The sequence below is a fragment of the Ethanoligenens harbinense YUAN-3 genome (genome assembly GCF_000178115.2).
In the GTDB taxonomy this organism is placed as follows: domain Bacteria; phylum Bacillota; class Clostridia; order Oscillospirales; family Ethanoligenentaceae; genus Ethanoligenens; species Ethanoligenens harbinense.
The window spans coordinates 336,992-352,768 of sequence record NC_014828.1; the positions used below are offsets into that span (position 1 = coordinate 336,992).

Annotated in this window: 15 protein-coding genes; all 15 read left to right on the forward strand. The window is 63.0% G+C overall.

Annotation, left to right across the window (positions count from 1 at the left end; genetic code table 11):
- The first annotated feature begins 56 nt into the window (after window positions 1–56).
- The 15 genes from ETHHA_RS01585 (at window position 57) to smc (ending at window position 15,770) form a co-directional block, all read left to right on the forward strand.
- A complete protein-coding gene (locus ETHHA_RS01585) occupies window positions 57–854 on the forward strand; it encodes a M15 family metallopeptidase (RefSeq protein ID WP_013484273.1) in 798 nt (265 codons plus the stop codon).
- 16 nt (window positions 855–870) lie between these two features.
- Window positions 871–1,128, forward strand: a complete 258-nt coding sequence (locus tag ETHHA_RS01590) for a glycine zipper domain-containing protein (RefSeq protein WP_013484274.1) — start codon at window positions 871–873, stop codon at window positions 1,126–1,128.
- A 327-nt stretch (window positions 1,129–1,455) separates the two neighbouring features.
- Window positions 1,456–2,028 (forward strand): translation initiation factor IF-3, encoded by a 573-nt coding sequence (infC, locus tag ETHHA_RS01595; protein ID WP_013484275.1) that lies wholly within the window; start codon window positions 1,456–1,458, stop codon window positions 2,026–2,028.
- A complete protein-coding gene (rpmI, locus tag ETHHA_RS01600) occupies window positions 2,015–2,215 on the forward strand; it encodes a 50S ribosomal protein L35 (RefSeq protein WP_013484276.1) in 201 nt (66 codons plus the stop codon). The genes infC and rpmI overlap by 14 nt, the downstream gene beginning before the upstream one ends.
- 73 nt (window positions 2,216–2,288) lie before the next feature.
- Window positions 2,289–2,642: a 50S ribosomal protein L20 gene (rplT, locus tag ETHHA_RS01605; RefSeq protein WP_013484277.1), complete on the forward strand. Its 354-nt coding sequence runs from the start codon at window positions 2,289–2,291 to the stop codon at window positions 2,640–2,642.
- A 135-nt stretch (window positions 2,643–2,777) separates the two neighbouring features.
- Window positions 2,778–3,569, forward strand: coding sequence for a TrmH family RNA methyltransferase (locus tag ETHHA_RS15390; RefSeq protein ID WP_013484278.1), 792 nt, complete (start codon window positions 2,778–2,780; stop codon window positions 3,567–3,569).
- A gap of 23 nt (window positions 3,570–3,592) precedes the next feature.
- A complete protein-coding gene (gene dprA, locus ETHHA_RS01615) occupies window positions 3,593–4,747 on the forward strand; it encodes a DNA-processing protein DprA (RefSeq protein WP_242822102.1) in 1,155 nt (384 codons plus the stop codon).
- A gap of 34 nt (window positions 4,748–4,781) precedes the next feature.
- A complete protein-coding gene (gene topA, locus ETHHA_RS01620) occupies window positions 4,782–6,899 on the forward strand; it encodes a type I DNA topoisomerase (RefSeq protein WP_013484280.1) in 2,118 nt (705 codons plus the stop codon).
- On the forward strand, window positions 6,896–8,218 hold the full coding sequence (trmFO, locus tag ETHHA_RS01625) for a methylenetetrahydrofolate--tRNA-(uracil(54)-C(5))-methyltransferase (FADH(2)-oxidizing) TrmFO (RefSeq protein ID WP_013484281.1): 1,323 nt from the start codon (window positions 6,896–6,898) through the stop codon (window positions 8,216–8,218). Before topA ends, trmFO begins: the two co-directional genes overlap by 4 nt.
- Before the next feature lie 96 nt (window positions 8,219–8,314).
- Window positions 8,315–9,316 (forward strand): phosphate acyltransferase PlsX, encoded by a 1,002-nt coding sequence (plsX, locus tag ETHHA_RS01630; RefSeq protein WP_013484282.1) that lies wholly within the window; start codon window positions 8,315–8,317, stop codon window positions 9,314–9,316.
- Window positions 9,317–9,418: 102 nt separating this feature from the next.
- Window positions 9,419–9,649, forward strand: coding sequence for a phosphopantetheine-binding protein (locus ETHHA_RS01635; protein WP_013484283.1), 231 nt, complete (start codon window positions 9,419–9,421; stop codon window positions 9,647–9,649).
- A 48-nt stretch (window positions 9,650–9,697) separates the two neighbouring features.
- Entirely contained in the window at window positions 9,698–10,378 is a 681-nt protein-coding gene (gene rnc / locus ETHHA_RS01640) for a ribonuclease III (RefSeq protein WP_013484284.1), read from the forward strand.
- A 13-nt stretch (window positions 10,379–10,391) separates the two neighbouring features.
- Window positions 10,392–11,396, forward strand: coding sequence for an elongator complex protein 3 (locus ETHHA_RS01645; protein WP_013484285.1), 1,005 nt, complete (start codon window positions 10,392–10,394; stop codon window positions 11,394–11,396).
- 42 nt (window positions 11,397–11,438) lie between these two features.
- Window positions 11,439–12,149 (forward strand): flavodoxin family protein, encoded by a 711-nt coding sequence (locus tag ETHHA_RS01650; RefSeq protein ID WP_013484286.1) that lies wholly within the window; start codon window positions 11,439–11,441, stop codon window positions 12,147–12,149.
- A 39-nt stretch (window positions 12,150–12,188) separates the two neighbouring features.
- On the forward strand, window positions 12,189–15,770 hold the full coding sequence (gene smc / locus ETHHA_RS01655; protein WP_013484287.1) for a chromosome segregation protein SMC: 3,582 nt from the start codon (window positions 12,189–12,191) through the stop codon (window positions 15,768–15,770).
- Window positions 15,771–15,777: the final 7 nt, after the last annotated feature.

Below are 15,777 nucleotides of genomic sequence, written 5' to 3' on the forward strand. Positions count from 1 at the left end.
AAAGAACCTTCCGACGGGTGCGGCAAGCCCTCGACCAGAAGAAATGGAGCGATATCATGGCAAAACGAACCCTTCGTCCCGGGTGCTGCGGTTTTCTGGCGGCGATTGCGGTCTGTGTGGTCGGCGGGCTGGTGTTTGCCTATGCCATCTTCAACAAGCACAACGCCACAACGTCGTCCGGTACGAGCACGGGCGTGTCTTCCCAGTCCGTTTCCGCCTCCGTTTCCAAGGCGCTGGCACCGGCCTCGGAGATGAAAACGGGCGGCCTGCTCATGCTCATCAACGCGAAAAACCCCCTGCCCTCGGATTATACGCCCACGCTTGCCCTGGTGGACAAGTCCTACTACACATCCAGCGACAAGGACAACCATTTCGATTCACGCGCGGCGCCCCACCTTTCCCAGATGATCCACGACGCCAGAGCCGACGGCGTGCAGTTGGTGATCTATTCCGGCTACCGCAGCATGGCGTACCAGACGGATAATTTCGACCGCAAGGTCTCGGAGTACCGCGCGCAGGGCTACGGGCCAAGCACCGCATCTTCCAAGGCCGCCACGCTGGTGGCGCCGCCCGGCACCAGCGAGCACGAGAGTGGCCTGGCCGCCGATATCGTTTCCTCCGACTGGCTTCGGAAAAACGGCGATCTGAACGAGACGTTTGAAAAAACGACGGCCTTTGCATGGCTGGAACAGCATGCCGCAGATTATGGGTTCATCCTGCGCTACCCCAAGGATAAGACCGACATCACCGGCATTTCGTATGAGCCGTGGCACTGGCGGTATGTGGGGAAGGACAATGCGGAAAAGATAAACAGCGCGGGTCTTTGCCTGGAAGAATACGACGGGAAAGCGTGACAGACGGTGTGCGGCAATGGCAGAGAACGAAAACAGGGATGAACCGGTTGCGGAATCCGGGGAGGAAAAGCACACAGGCACGGCGAACCTGTCCGTCAGGATGGCGTTGGGCATCATTTTGGGCGCGGCGTTGGGCATCGCGTTCAATCAGCTTGCTCTGGGAATCACGCTGGGCTTGGCGGCCGGTATCCTCTACGACCGCTACCGCACGCGCAAGGACGGCAAACCGCCCGGACAGGGAAAAAACAGCGGGGACGCTCCCAAAAGCAGTTGACAGGCCGGCTTTTTTCTGATATACTGAAACGCACAATAAAGCAGGAAAACAGAGCCGTCCTCACCTCGTGCGCCGCTGGCTGCGGGGTCAATATCGTCGGGTGCCCTTTTTCTCCGGGAAAGGGGCGCGTCAACCGGTGTGTTTGAGCGGATGGCATGTTCCATCCGCTTTTTTGGTGTGTGCGGCCTTTCCGCACCGCCGGGCCTGCGTTATCCCGCCCGTCCGCAGGACGGCGCGGCGATAATAGAGCGGCCCGCCCTGCCGGGCCGTGTGAACCGTACGGCGTGCCGCCTGCGGGCGGAGACAGCGCCGTGAAACTCTGTACTTTTGGAGGTGCTGGCCATCAGCAAGGAAATGCTTCTCAACGAAGAAATCAGAGACAGGGAAGTCCGTGTGATCGATGCGGACGGCGCGCAGCTGGGCATTCTTTCCTCGCGCGAGGCGCTGCGCCTGGCCGAAGAAAAAAATCTTGACCTGGTCAAGATCGCGCCGCAGGCGAAACCGCCGGTCTGCCGCATTATGGATTACGGAAAATTCCGCTTTGAGCAGGCCAAAAAAGAAAAAGAAGCCAAAAAGAACCAACGCGTCGTCGAAATCAAGGAAATCCGCATGTCGCTCAACATCGACACGCATGATCTGGAAACCAAGGCAGGTCATGCCTTGCAGTTTTTGCGATCGGGCGACCGTGTGAAGGTGACGGTTCGGTTCCGCGGGCGCGAAATGGCCCACACCGAACTGGGCAAAACGCTGCTCGGGCGTTTCGCCGCGTTGTGCGAAGGTGTTTCTTCCGTGGAAAAGCAACCCAAGCTCGAAGGGCGCAGCATGTCCCTGTTCCTTGTGGCCAAGCCTGCTCCGAAAGAATCAACCAGCAAGGGAGGAAACCAAAATGCCAAAGCTTAAAACACACAGCGGGGCGTCCAAACGCCTGCGTTTTACCAAAACCGGTAAGATCAAACGCGCGCATGCGTTCAAATCTCATATCCTCAACAAGAAAGATACCAAACGCAAACGCGGCCTGCGCCAGGCTGCCTATGCCGATGCCACCAATGTCGGCGCACTCAAACACCTTTGCCCTTATAACAACTGATCGGGCAGCGCATTTGTGAACAGGCGCCGTCCGGCACAGGCTGCGGGCGGCATTGATGGAGGTTTAAGCAAACATGGCGAGAGTCAAAGGCGCGATGATGACGCGCAAACGCAGAAAGAAAATTTTAAAACTGGCAAAAGGGTACTGGGGCGGCAAGAGCCGGCTGTTCCGCACGGCCAACGAAGCCGTGATGAAATCCCTCAGCTATGCCTATGTGGGCCGCAAGCTGAAAAAACGTGACTTCCGTTCGCTCTGGATTACCCGCATTTCGGCGGCATGCAAGCTGAACGGCATGAACTATTCCACGTTCATCAACGGCCTGAAAAAAGCGGGCATTGTGCTCAACCGCAAGATCCTCTCCGAGCTTGCCGTGAGCGACAGCGCCGGATTCGCCGCTCTGGTGGAAAAGGCCAAAGCCGCGCTTTGAGATAGACCCTGTTTTGAAAACCGCCCCATGCGTGCGAACCGTTTTGCACGCCGGGCGGTTTTTTGCTGGATTCCGTCGGTTTTCTTCATAAAACACAGGTTGCGGGTGTGCGTAAACGGAAAGGGAAGACGAACGATGCTCGAAATCACCAGTCGTGACAACCCGCTGGTGCGCGATTATGTGCGCCTGCGCGAAAACCGTGCGTTTCGCCGCGAGACAGGCCGCTTTGTGCTGGAGGGGGCAAGGCTGCTCGGCGACGCGTTGGAAAGCGGTGTGCGTATGGAAACGGTATTTTTCACCGGGGAGGCTTGCGAAAAACATCCCGCGCTGCTTGCGTCCGCACGGGACGGCGGGGCGCGCGTCTGCCTTGTGGGCGACGCCGTTGCCGCCAAGCTGGCGGACACCGCCGCGCCGCAGGGGGTGTTTGCCGCGGCATTTATGCTTGACAAAGCGTTCGCGTTGGATAAAATAAACTTAGGCGGCGCATATGCGGCGCTGGAAAATATCCGCGATCCGGGTAATCTGGGCGCGGTGCTGCGCACGGCAGAGGCGCTGGGGCTTTCGGGTGTGTTGCTTTCCGCAGGCTGTGCCGATATCTACGCGCCCAAGGTAGTGCGGGCATCCATGGGGGCGGTGTTTCGCACCGCGTTTTTCCAGACGGAAGACCTGCCCGCCGCGCTCTCCCTGCTGCGGGAGAAAGGCCTGCAGACCCTCGCGGCGCTTGCGGGCGGCACCACCAGACTGCTCACGCAGCTCGATCTGCGCGGCGGCGTGGTGGCGGCCATCGGGAACGAGGGCGCGGGCCTTTCCGATGCCTGCGTGGACGCGTGCGACCCTTTCACCATCCCCATGAAAGGGCGCGCGGAGTCGCTCAATGCGGCGGCGGCCGCCGCCATCATCCTGTGGGAAATTATGCGCAGTCGGTAAGGACGTGGGTTGGTTTGACGGATGTGGAGCATTGGATCTGGCTGGCGCAGGCGTTTTCGCCCGGCAGCCCCAAACCGTGTGCCCTGGCGGAAGCGCTGGGCGGCGCGCGCGTGGTGCATGAGGCGGACGAGGCGGCGCTGGCCGCTTCCGGCATCTGCACCGCGCACGATCTTTCGCTGCTGCGGCCGCACAGCCTGGCGCAGGCGGAGCGCATCATCGAGCACTGCCTGGCGCGCGGGTATGACATCCGCACATTTGCGGATGAAGACTATCCCGCCCTGCTGCGGGAGATCCACGCGCCGCCCGCCGTGCTGTATGTTTCCGGCCGTCTGCCCGCGGCAGACATGCTCTGCATCGCCATGGTGGGCGCACGGCGTGTCACCGATTATGGCGCTGCCGCCGCAGAGCGGCTGGCCATGGGGCTGGCAAACGCGGGGGTGGGCGTGGTGAGCGGCCTGGCCGCCGGGGTGGACACCCATGCGCACAAGGGTGCGCTCAAGGGTGGCGGCAAAACCTACGCGGTGCTGGGCTGCGGGCTGGATACCGTTTATCCCGCGTCCAACCGCGAGCTCTACCGTCTGGTCGCCAAAACGGGCGCGGTGCTGTCCGAATTTCCGCCGGACGCGGGCCCCGACCGGCACCATTTTCCCATCCGCAACCGCATCATCGCGGGGCTCTGCGCGGGCACCGTGGTGGTGGAAGCCGGCCGCAAGAGCGGCTCGCTCATCACCGCCGGGCAGGCGCTGGAGATGGGCCGCGATGTATTCGCCGTGCCCGGCAGCATCTTCAGCCCGATGAGCGAGGGCACCAACCAGCTCTTGCGCGAGGGGGCAAAGCCCGCCTGCGGCGTGGCCGACCTGCTGGAGGAATATCCAGAGGCGCTTGCGCGCATACTGCCGGCAGAGCCGGCGCAGCAGTCGCTTTTCCCGCCCGCGGCAGTGCCGCCCCGCCCGGAGCCTGTCCCCGAAAAGCCCGCCACCCCGGCAAGGCGCCCGGTGCAGGGGCTGGACGACGTGCAGCGCGCGGTGCTCGCCCTGCTGGACGCATCGCCCCGCCATGTGGACGAACTGGCCGTGCGGGCCAGCCTGCCGCCCGGGCAGGTGCTGGCGGTGCTCACGGTGCTGGAGATCCAGGGGCTGGCGCGTTCCGAACCCGGCAGGCGGTTTTGCACCGTCTGAATGATTGATTAACTACCGTAAAGGATTTAGATACATGTCAAATTTGGTAATCGTGGAATCACCGGCGAAGGCCCATACGATCAAAAAATATCTCGGGCGCGGGTATACGGTCGTCGCGTCGATGGGGCATGTGCGCGACCTGCCCAAGAGCCGGATGGGCGTGGACATCGAAAACAGCTTCACACCCAAATACATTCCCATCCGCGGCAAGGCGCCCCTCATCAAGTCCTTGAAAAAGGAAGCCAGGAACAGCACCAAGATCTTCCTCGCCACCGACCCCGACCGCGAGGGGGAAGCCATCAGCTGGCATTTGGCCAACCTGCTGGGGCTGGATGAAAAAACGGCGCTGCGCGTCACGTTCAACGAGATCACCAAGACCGCCGTCAAGGACGGCATCAAGAATCCGCGCTCCATTGACCTTGATCTCGTCAACGCCTACCAGGCCAGACGTATCCTCGACCGCATCGTGGGCTACCAGCTCAGCCCGTTTTTGTGGAAGAAGATCCGCCCGGGCCTTTCCGCCGGTCGTGTGCAGTCGGTGGCGGTGCGGCTGATTGTGGACCGTGAGGATGAGATCCGTGCTTTTGTGCCTGAGGAATACTGGACCATCGACGCGTCGGAGCTCCTCGCGCCCGGTTCCAAAAAGCCGTTTCCCGCTCACTTCCACGGCGGGCTGGACGGCAAGAAGGTCGAAATCAAGAGCAAGGAGGAGGCCGACGCGATCCTCAGGGCGCTTGGAGCCACGGAAACACCCGAAGGCATCCAAGTGTCCGGCGAGGTGCCGTTCGTGGTGCGCACCGTCAAAAAGAGCGAGCGCAAAAAGTCGCCCGCGCCGCCGTTTACCACCTCTACCCTTCAACAGGAGGCGTCCCGGCGTCTGGGGTTCCAGGCCCGGCGCACCATGCGCGCCGCACAGGAACTCTATGAAGGCGTGGATGTGAAGGGCTACGGCGCCATCGGTCTCATCACCTACATGCGTACCGATTCGCTGCGCATCGCGGCCGAGGCCCAGCAGGCGGCGCTCGCCTATGTGGGCGAAACGTTCGGGCGGGAGTATCTGCCCGAAAAGCCGCGCTTCTACAAGTCGCGCGCCAACGCACAGGATGCGCATGAAGCCATCCGCCCCACCATGCCGGAGCTTTCGCCCGATCAGGTGAAAGAGAGCCTGACGGCCGACCAGTATAAGCTCTACAAACTGATCTGGGAGCGTTTCATCGCCAGCCAGATGGCCAACAAGGTGCTCGATACCGTCGGCGTGGACATCACCGCGGGGGACTGCCTGTTCAAGGCGTCGGGCAACACGGTGAAGTTTAAGGGCTTTTCCATCGTGTACGAGATGACGACGGATGAGAACAAGGAGTCTGGCAAGCCGCTGCCCGTGCTGAACGAAGGTGACGAGCTGCAGGTGCAGAAGCTGGACGGCAACCAGCACTTCACCCAGCCGCCGCCCCGCTACACCGAGGCTTCGCTCATCAAGACGCTGGAGGAAAACGGCATCGGCCGCCCAAGCACCTATGCCACCACCATCACCACCATTCTCGCCCGCCTGTATGTGGAGCGGGACGGCAAGCAGCTGGTGCCCACGCCGCTGGGCGAAGTGACCACCAAGCTGATGCGTGAGCATTTTGCCGACATCGTGGATGTGGAATTCACGGCCAAGATGGAAAATGATCTGGATAAGGTGGAAACCGGCGAGGAAAACTGGGTGCAGATGCTCACCGATTTCTACGGCGGGTTCGACCATACCCTCAAAAAGGCCGAGGAAGAACTCGGGGACGTGCACATGAAGGTGCCCGACGAGGAGACCGACATCGTCTGTGAGCTCTGCGGGCGCAAGATGGTCATCAAAAACGGGCGCTACGGCAAATTTCTCGCCTGCCCGGGCTATCCGGAGTGCAAAAACACCAAGCCCATCGTGCAGGAAACCGGCGCGTTCTGCCCGCTCTGCGGCGGGCGTGTGCTGGCCAAAAAATCCAAGAGCGGCAAGAAATATTTCGGCTGCGAGCATAACCCCACCTGCGGGTTTATGACATGGGACACGCCGCTGGAGGAAAAATGCCCCCAATGTGGCGGCAGCCTGTTTAAAAAACGCGGCGGGCAGGTCTACTGCGCCAAAGAAGGCTGCGGATACACCCGTGAGGAGAAGAAATGACCGGCACACCCTGCCCGATCACCGTTGTTGGTGCGGGGCTGGCGGGCTGCGAAGCCGCGTGGCAGGCCGCGAACTGCGGCGCGCAGGTCACGCTGGTGGAAATGAAGCCTGCGCGGTTCTCCCCCGCGCACCACAGCCTGGATTTTGCCGAGCTGGTCTGCTCCAATTCCCTGCGGGCCGAAGGCCTGACCAATGCCGTGGGTCTGCTCAAGGAGGAGATGCGCCGGCTGGATTCGCTCATCCTCGCCTGCGCGGACGCCACCCGCGTGCCCGCCGGCGGCGCGCTGGCGGTGGACCGCGCGGGCTTTTCCCGCATGGTAACGGAAAAGCTCGAGGCGCACCCGTGCATCACGGTGGAGCGGCGGGAACTGTCGGACATCCCGGCGGGTCCCTGTGTGGTCGCCACCGGCCCGCTGACCGACGGCGCCATGGCAGAAGCGGTCGTCCGTGCGTGCGGCGGCGAAGCGCCGCTGCATTTCTACGACGCGGCCGCTCCGATCGTCACCGCCGAAAGCCTCGATTTTGACAAGGTCTATTTTGCCGCGCGCTACGGCAAAGGCGGCGCCGATTACATCAACTGCCCGATGACCAAAGAAGAATACGACGCGTTCTACGACGCGCTGCTCACCGCCGAACCCGCGGAAGTGCACGGCTTTGAAAAAAGTGACCCGCATGTGTTCGAGGGCTGCATGCCGGTGGAAGTGATGGCCGCCCGCGGGCGGGACACGTTGCGGTTCGGGCCGCTCAAGCCGGTGGGTCTGCCCGACCCGAGGACCGGGAGGGAGCCGTACGCCGTGGTGCAGCTGCGGCACGACGACGCGGCCGGCGGCCTCTACAACCTGGTGGGATTCCAGACGCACTTGCGTTTTCCTGAGCAGAAACGGGTATTTTCGATGATTCCCGGGCTGGAGCGGGCGGAGTTCGTGCGGTATGGCGTGATGCACCGCAACACCTTTCTGAACGCGCCCGGTCTGCTTGACAGGTTCTACCGGCTCAAAAGCGATCCGCGTGTCTTTTTCGCTGGGCAGATGACCGGCGTGGAGGGCTATCTCGAATCCGCCGCATCCGGGCTGGACGCGGGCCTGAACTGCGCCCGGCAGACGATGGGCCTGCCTTTGGCGGATTTCACCGAAAAGACGGCCATCGGCGCGCTGGCGCACTACATCAGCGGGGCGGACGGCAAACAGTTTCAGCCGATGAACGTCAATTTCGGCATCATTGCGCCGCTGGAAAAGCGGGTGAAAGCCAAACGCGCGCGGTATGAGGCAGTCTCCGCCCGTGCGCTGGAAACGCTGGATACCATCCGCGCTGCGTGGTGACATCTTTTTTAAAAGAAACGGCCGTCTCAAAGAGGACGGCGTCAAGATACGACCCTTTGAATATGCGCCGGATAACGCGGCAGAATGGAGCTTGGCATGAGGATCATTATGGACGGTCTCGGCGGCGACAATGCGCCGGACGAAATGTTGGAGGGCGCACGCCTTGCGGTAAAGGAATACGGTGTGGAGATCCTGATTACGGGGGAGAAGGAAAAACTGCGCGCAGTGGCCTATGAAAAAAGCGTGCCTCTGGACGGCATTGAGATCCTGGAAGCGGACGGCGCGCTGACGATGGACGACGCGCCCACCGAGGTGCTGCGCGGCAAAAAGAACTGCTCGATGGCCGTGGGGCTGCGCGCGCTGGCCGAAGGGCGGGGCGACGCGTTTGTCAGCGCGGGTAACACCGGCGCGATGGTGGTGGGTTCGCGGTCCATCATCGGGTGCGTGGACGGTCTGCGCCGCCCGGCGCTGGCGCCTATCCTGCCGCACACGACCGGCTGCTTTATGCTGTTGGACGGCGGGGCCAATGTGGAATGCCGCCCCGAGATGCTGTTGCAGTTCGGACATATGGGCGCGATCTATATGGAAAAAATCCTTTCCATTCAGAGCCCGCGTGTGGGTCTGGCCAACATCGGCGCCGAGGAACACAAGGGCACGCAGCTCGCGCAGGACGCTTACGCCCTGCTAAAGAATTCTTCCCTGCGTTTCGTGGGCAATGTGGAAGGGCGCGACATCCCGTTCGGCGCGTGCGACGTGCTGGTGGCCGATGGTTTTACCGGAAACATTATCCTCAAGCTGATGGAGGGGATGGGCCTGTTCATGGGGCAGACTATCAAAGGCATGTTCACCCGCAACATGCTGACCATGGGTGCCGCACTGGTCCTCAAGCCCGCGCTGGAAGGATTCAAAAAGAAGATGGATTACACCGAATACGGCGGCGCGCCGCTGATGGGGTTAAAAAAGCCGGTCATCAAGGCACATGGCAGTTCCAACGCACACGCGTTCCAGAACGCGGTGCGGCAGGCGGTGGCGTTTGTCAAGGAAGATGTCATTGCGGAAATCGAGGGAACCCGGCCGCAGGCCAGCTCTGCGGGCTGAGCAAACACGTGCGGTCGGGCGCGGCATATACTGCCACTGATGCCGCTTTTCCATGGAAAGGCGGGCGGCAGATCGAACATTTCGGCAGGGGAGGTGTTTGCAGTGGTGCTTGAACGCGTGAAAGCGCTGGCGGCCGAACAATTCGATGTGGAAGAGGATGAGCTCGGCGCCGAAACCGCATTCGAAGAACTGGGTGCGGAGCCGGAAGACGTGGCGGATTTTCTGCTGGCTCTGGACGACGAATTCGATATCGATCTTTCCGATATCGAACTGGACCGCATCGTGACGATCGGCGACGCCGTGGATGCGGTGAAGGATATGCTGGGGCAATAGCCCGCCCCACGCACAAAAACAGAAAACGGAAAAAGACCGGAGGAACCCATGCTCGAAGAACTCGAAAAAAATCTGGGCTATACGTTTGCGGATAAAAGCCTGCTGGAAAACGCGCTCACCCATTCCTCATATGCCAACGAGATGAAGAAGCACAGCTGTGGAAGCAACGAACGGCTGGAGTTTCTGGGCGACGCGGTGCTGGGGATCATCTCTGCGGAATACCTTTATTTCCATCACACCCGCGTGCCGGAGGGTGAGCTCACCCGCCTGCGCGCATCCATGGTCTGCGAGCGCTCGCTGCAGGGATTTGCGCGCACCGTGGAGTTGGGCCGTTGGCTTCGGCTGGGGCGCGGCGAAGAAAACACCGGCGGCAGGGAGCGCTCGTCCATTCTGGCGGATGCGTTCGAGGCCGTCATCGCCGCCATCTATATCGACGGCGGGTTCCCCGCAGCCAAACGCTTTGTCACCCGCTTTGCCGACAGCTTTTTTGCCGCGCACTTGGAAAACGGACGCCGCGACTACAAAACGGAGCTGCAGGAGATCGTCCAGAAAAACCATGGAGAAAAGCTGGAATATGTGCTGGTGGGGGAATCCGGTCCCGACCACGACAAACAGTTTTTGGTGGAAGTGCATCTGAACAACAACTGCATCGGCGCAGGGCGCGGCGGCAGCAAGAAGGAAGCTGAGCAGATGGCCGCCCGCGAAGCGCTTTCCCTGATGGGACAGTAAAAAGGAGGACGCCGTGGGCAAAGCAGCGAACGTGGCTTTTTTTGTGCCCCATCTGGGCTGCGCGCACGCCTGCTCGTTCTGTGACCAGCGCAGCATCGCCGGGCAGGCCGCCCCGCCGTCTCCCGCAGACGTGGCGGGCACGCTTGCCCGCGTCCGGGAGCAAATGGGCAGCCGCTCCCGCGATGCGGAGGTCGCCTTTTTCGGCGGCAGTTTCACCGCCATTCCGCGCCGGCAGATGCTGGCACTTCTGGAAGCCGTCGCACCGTTTCTCGGTGCGGACGGCTTTTCGGGTATCCGTGTCTCCACCCGGCCGGATGCTGTGGACGATGATGTGCTGGCGCTGCTGCGGGCACACGGCGTGACATCCATCGAGCTTGGCGCGCAGAGCATGGACGACGCGGTGCTGTGCCGGAACGGCCGCGGCCACACCGCCCGGCAGGTGCGGGACGCCGCCTTGCGCGTCGGGCGTGCGGGGTTTTCGCTTGGTCTGCAAATGATGACCGGCCTACCCGGGGACGGTCCGGCAGGCGCGCGCCGCACCGCGCGCGAACTGGCCGCCCTGCATCCGGATACCGTGCGCATTTATCCGGCTCTGGTGCTCCGGGGCACGCGCATGGCCGCCTGGTGGGCAGACGGCACGTATGAACCCCAGCCGCTGGATGACGCCGTGCTGCTCTGTGCCGCGCTGTTCGATTATTTTACCCGCAGAGGCATCCGTGTGCTGCGGATGGGCCTGCATGCCGAGCCTTCGCTGGAACAGAACCTCCTGGCCGGACCGTGGCATCCCGCGTTTGGCGAGCTTTGCGAAAGCCGCGTCTACTATACCCGCGCGCGCCGGGCGCTGGCCCGTGCCCCCGGTGCCGACTGCCTGCTCGCCCCGCGTGGCGAAACCGGCAAAGTGGCAGGCCAGCACCGGCGCAACCTCCTCGCGCTTGAGGCGCGGGTGGACCGCCGTTTACATATCCGTGAAGACCCCGGTCTGCCGCCCCTTGCGGTGCGCGCGGTCAAATGCCTGTAATGCGCTATAGCCTGATATGCGACGAGAGGGGAGCTGGATAATGTGAAGATCACGGTTCTGCACGGGCAGATGCATCAGGGCAGTACATATCACCTCACCAAAATGGTGCTGGACAGGCTTTCCGGCCCCGATACGGCCATCCGGGAATTTTTCATGCCGAAGGACATGCCCGCGCCCTGTGTGGGCTGCAACCGCTGCTTCCTGGAGGGAGAGGAGAACTGCCCGCAGGCGGATGCCGTCCGCCCCGTCGCGGAAGCGCTGGAGGAAGCCGACCTGATCGTGCTCGAATCGCCCTGCTATGTGTTCGGAATGACCGGGCAGCTCAAGATATTGCTGGACCATCTGGGCTACCGCTGGATGCCTCACCGCCCGCATCCGAAAATGTTCCGTAAAGTGGGCTTGGCGGTGTCCACTGCGGCGGGCGGTGGTGCGGATAAGGTGGTCAAAGCCCTCGCAAGGCATTTGTTTTTCTGGGGGGTGCCCGCCATCCACCGCTTCTCGGCGAACGTGCAGGCCGCAAAGTGGGACGAGGTCAAAGGCGAAAAGCGGAAAAAGCTGGAGAAGCGCGCCGTGTGTACAGCGGCTGCCATCCGGCGGCAGATCGGGCGGGCAAGGCCCGGCGTCAAAACATGCTTTTTGTTTTATATCATGCGTTCCATGCACAAAAAGGGTGTTTTCAGCCCAACCGACCATGCGCACTGGGAGCGCAACGGCTGGCTGGACGGGAAAACACCGTGGAAAGACCCGGCCTGACGCCGCTTTACCATTTATGTTGACAGAGGAGATGCGCGCGTGTATCTGAAATCGCTGACCATCCAGGGATTCAAATCCTTTCCTGACAAAACGGTGCTCACCTTCGGCCCGGGTATCACGGCCGTGGTGGGTCCGAACGGCAGCGGCAAAAGCAATATCAGCGACGCCATTCGCTGGGTGCTGGGCGAGATGTCGGTGAAAAGCCTGCGCGGCGGCAAAATGGAGGACGTCATCTTCGGCGGCACGCCGGTGCGCCGCCCGCTGGGCTACGCTGAGGTGAGCCTCACGGTGGATAACAGCGACCATGCGCTGCCGGTGGAGAGCGAGGAGGTCACCGTTACCAGGCGATATTACCGTTCGGGCGAAAGCGAGTACCGCCTGGGCGGGGCACAGGTGCGCCTGCGCGACATCTACGAGCTGTTCATGGATACCGGCCTCGGGCACGACGGGTACGCCGTCATCAGTCAGGGGCGTATCGCCGAGATCGTGGGTGCCCGCAGCGAGGACCGGCGCGAAATCTTTGAAGAAGCGGCGGGTATCGCCAAATTTCGTTTCCGCAAAGCCGAGGCCGAGCGCCGCCTGGCTTCCACCGAAGAAAATCTCGTGCGTCTGCGCGATATCCTCAGCGAGCTGGAGGCGCGGGTGGGCCCGCTCAAAGAGCAGGCGGAAAAGGCAAAGCGCTACCTGACGCTGGCGGAAGAGAAACGAACGCTGGAGGTCGGGCTGTGGCTGCATCTGCTGGATGTGCGCCGCGAGGAACTGCGCGCCGGAGAGAACAAGCTGGAAATCGCCCGCGCCCGGCACGATGAGTTGGAACGGAAGCTGGACACGGTTGAGCGTACCATCGACGAGGCGTACATGCAGGGGCAGAAAGCGGCGGCGGAAGCCGACCGCCTGCGCGGAGAAGCCGCCGCCCGCGAGCAGGAGGCTGTGCAATGTGAAGCGCAGGCCGCGCTGTGCGAGGGCGATGCGGCGCGCGCCGACCGCACCCGTGCCGAAGTCGAGGAAGAGCATGCCCGCAACGAGCGGTCCGGCAGCGAGGACGAAAGCGGGCTGGCTGCTTTGCAGACGGAACTAAACGAGAAACAGGACGCGCTGGTCGGCCTGCGGGAAACGCTGGAAGCCTGCGAGTGCGACGTACGGGCGCTGACCGAGGAGGGGGACGCACAGGCCGCGAAGACGCGTGAAGCGTCCGCACGCCTGGCGCAGGTGCGCGCCCGGCTGGCCGGGTTGGGGCAGCGGAAAAGCGCCGCGCAGGCGGCAGCCGAAAGCGCCGCCGCCCGTGTGGAGGAGATCGGGCTGAGCGCCGCCGACCGCGAACGGCGGCGCGAACAGGCCGCAACGATGCTGGTGGACGCGCAGGCCCGCCTGGTCAAAGCGCGGGAAACGGTGCAGGCACTGGAAAACGCCGTGCAGGGTTGCACGCTCAAGCAGGATGCCCGCAGGCAGAAGCTGGCCAAAGAACAGGAGCGGGTGCGCGCTCTGTCGTTGCGCGCGGGCGAGCGTGCCCAGCGCGCAGCGATGCTCGCGGAGATGGAAAAGAACCTGGAGGGCTTCGCGCACAGTGTCAAGCTGGTGGTGCGCGAGAGTCGGCGCGGCAGCCTGCGGGGTATCCTCGGGCCGGTGTCGCAACTGCTCTCCGCGCCGGCAGAGGTGGCGGTGGCGGTGGAGACTGCGCTTGGCGCGTCGGCACAGCACATCGTGGTGGAAAACGAAGAAAACGCCAAGGATGCCATCCGCTTTTTGCAGCGCGCGGAGGGCGGCCGTGCCACGTTTCTGCCGCTCACCAGCGTGCGCGGCGGCCTGTTGGACGCGCGCGAGATCGCCGGCTGCGCGGGGTATGTCGGCATTGCTTCCGAACTCGTTTCGTTTGAGGAGCGCTTCCGCGAGGTGGCCGAGCATCTGCTCGGGCGCACCGTGGTGGCGCGCGACCTCGACAGCGCGGTCACGATGGCCAAGCGTTTCCGTTACCGGTTCCGCATCGTCACGCTGGACGGGCAGCAGGTCAACGCGGGCGGTTCGCTCACCGGCGGTTCGCGCCGGGCGGGCGCAGGGCTGGTTTCCCGTCAGGCGGAGATCACCAGGCTGGAAGAAGAAGCGCGCGTGCTTCAGGCACAACTGGCCGAAGCGGAACAGGCCGAACGCCGCGCGAAGGAGAGTCTTGCCGCCGTGGAGGCCGAAGCGAACGGCGCACGCGGCGAACAGGCACGGGCAAAGGAAGCGGCCATCCGGCTGGAAGGCGAGGAAAAGCGTCTGGCCGAACAGGCCGACCTGCTCGGCGCGGATATGCGCTCGCTGGAAGAAGAACGCCGCGCCTGCATGGACAAGACCGCCGCGCTGCGCGCGCAGGCGCAGGCGGTGGAAGAACAGATGGCCGCCTGCGAGCAGGAAGCGGAACAGGCCGAACAGGCGCTGGCTGCCTGCGGCGTGGAGGGTGAAGCGCTGGCCGCGAAGCGTGAAGAGCAGACCGCCCGCCTGACCGATATCCGCCTGCGGCAGTTGGGCGGCGAAAAGGACGTACAGGCCGTCAAGCAGCGCATCGAGGCGCTGGAAGCGCACCGCAGCGAGAAAAAGGCCCATGCGGAAACGCTTGCGCTGCGGATGCACACGCTGGAGGAAGAAGCGCGGGAGGCCAGGGAACGTGCACAGGCGCAGACGGCGCAGGCGGAAGTGCTGCGGGCCAAGGCCGCCGACTGCCGCAGGGAAGCCGAACAGCGTGCGGGCGAGCGCGAGGACCTTGAGCGCCGCACGGTGGAGCTGCGCGCCGGCTCGCGGGCGCTGGCCGAGGAAAAAGAAAATATGTCGCGTGAGCTGGCGCGGCTGGAAGAACGCAAAGTGACGCTGCAGAACAGCTATGACGCGCTCATTGCCAAGCTGTGGGAGGAATACGAGCTTACCCGCTCTCAGGCAGAAAAGGAAGTGCCCCGCGTGGAGCGCCCGGATGAGGCGGAAAAGCGGCTGAATACGCTGCGGCACGACATCAAGGCGCTGGGCAGCGTCAACCTGGCCGCCATTGATGAATATCGTGAAGTGGAAGAGCGCTATACCTTCATGAAGACCCAGACCGACGACGTGGAGCGCTCCAAAGCCGAACTGGAAACGCTCATCCGCGGGCTCACCGGGGAGATGCGCGCACAGTTTTCCAAGAAATTCGCGGAGATCAACGGGCATTTCGCGTCGATTTTCGTGGAACTGTTCGGCGGCGGCCGGGCCTGGCTGGAGCTGACCGATCCGCAGGACGTGCTGGGCTGCGGTATTGAGATTCATGTGCAGCCGCCGGGCAAGATCATTAAAAATCTCGCGTCGCTTTCGGGCGGCGAGCAGGCATTCGTGGCCATCGCGCTCTATTTCGCGCTGCTCAAGGTGAGGCCGTCGCCGTTCTGCGTGCTCGATGAGATCGAGGCCGCGCTCGACGAGCAGAACGTGGTGCGCTATGCATCCTATCTGCGCAGGCTCTGCGGCAGCACGCAGTTCATCGTCATCACCCACCGGCGCGGCACCATGGACGAGGCCGACATCCTTTACGGCGTCACCATGCAGGACCAGGGCGTGTCCAAGCTGCTCACGCTGCATCTCGACGAACTGATGGAGAGGCTGGGGCTGGAACAAAAACGTGGATGAAGCCTGT